The following is a 1,454-nucleotide window of genomic DNA, read 5'->3' on the forward strand; positions in this document are numbered from 1 at the left end:
CAATACCGTTGCCAAAATAAGAGCATGAAGAGGTAGGGCGTTTCGTAGTAGAGTTATTGTCTCTCACAACGACAACTCAAAAACTACTGGCCGCCCATGCCCGACATCTTATCATTGTTACAATGCTTGCTACCGCAGATAAATGCGACAACGATGCGGCAATTAAACCAAATCATCTTGGCAATGTTAGCGATGAGTGGTCGAGTCACGATGAGGGGAATTGCCCGTTGGACAGGGGAACACGGTAGCTATCGGACAATGGGGAGATTTTTTTCAACAGTCATACCTTGGGCAACATTGTTTTGGCTGTTTTTTCGTAAACATTTGTGGCAAGAAAATGATGTGTACTTGCTGGCAGGAGATGAAGTTGTAGTCAGTAAGTCGGGTAAGCAGACTTACGGGGTGGATAGATTTTTTTCTAGCCTGGCAAGTAAACCAATTAATGGTTTATCTTTCTTTGTGCTGTCATTAGTAAGTGTGTCAGGAAGACAGTCATTTCCAATTAAAATAGAACAGGTAATCAAAAGCGATACTCAGATAAATAATACGGAACTAATCAAACAAGTAAAAACCCAAAAAAAGCCTGGAAGGGGACGACCAAAAGGCAGTAAAAATAAAAACAAAACCGAAGTGATATTGACATCTGAATTATTGCTAATTAAAAAGATGGTTAATTCACTATTCGAGCTAGTAGCTAACTTTATCCCCTTGACGTACTTTGTAGTAGATGGTCATTTTGGTAACAACAATGCTTTGCAGATGGCACGACAAGTTAACTTGCATATAATTTCCAAGTTACGCCATGATTCAGCATTATATATCCCTTATGAAAATCCTGACTCCAGCAAACGCTCTCGTCGTAAATACGGTGACAAACTAGACTATCGTAATTTATCTAACAAATATTTGTGCAAAACTGATATTGAGGATGAAATTCAAACTGATATTTATCAAGCGACTCTTCTTCACAAAGAGTTTGCCCAGGCTTTAAATGTAGTTATTTTGGTCAAAACTCATCTTAAAACTCAGGCTCGTAGCCATGTAATTTTATTTTCCAGTGACCTAGATTTGAAGGCTGATAAGATTATTGACTACTACCAACTACGTTTTCAAATCGAGTTTAATTTTCGTGATGCCAAGCAGTTTTGGGGTTTAGAGGATTTTATGAATTTGAGCCAAACTGCTGTGACTAATGCGGCTAATCTTGCCTTCTTCATGGTTAATTTATCCCATCATCTTCTGGCTGATTTCCGTAAACATAATCCTGGTTCTGGCATTATTGACCTCAAAGCTTATTACCGTGGTTTTCGATATGTCCGTGAAATGCTAAAAATACTTCCTCAAAAGCCTGAGCCTATTTTATTAGCGCAAATTTTTGCCAAGCTTACTTCTCTGGGACGTATTCATACCGTTTCTACAGGCGTTGAACCCTCGTAATTTGGCTAAGGTATTGA

The 1,454-nt window shown here is 38.7% G+C and carries 1 protein-coding gene; it reads left to right on the plus strand.

All coding sequences use genetic code 11. From position 1 onward, the window contains the following. Positions 1-96: 96 nt before the first annotated feature. A complete protein-coding gene (locus ACM5QX_RS29480; RefSeq protein ID WP_414756747.1) occupies positions 97-1,437 on the plus strand; it encodes a transposase in 1,341 nt (446 codons plus the stop codon). Positions 1,438-1,454: the final 17 nt, after the last annotated feature.

It is taken from the genome of Anabaena sp. CCY 9910 (assembly GCF_963920875.1).
Lineage (GTDB): Bacteria > Cyanobacteriota > Cyanobacteriia > Cyanobacteriales > Nostocaceae > Trichormus > Trichormus variabilis.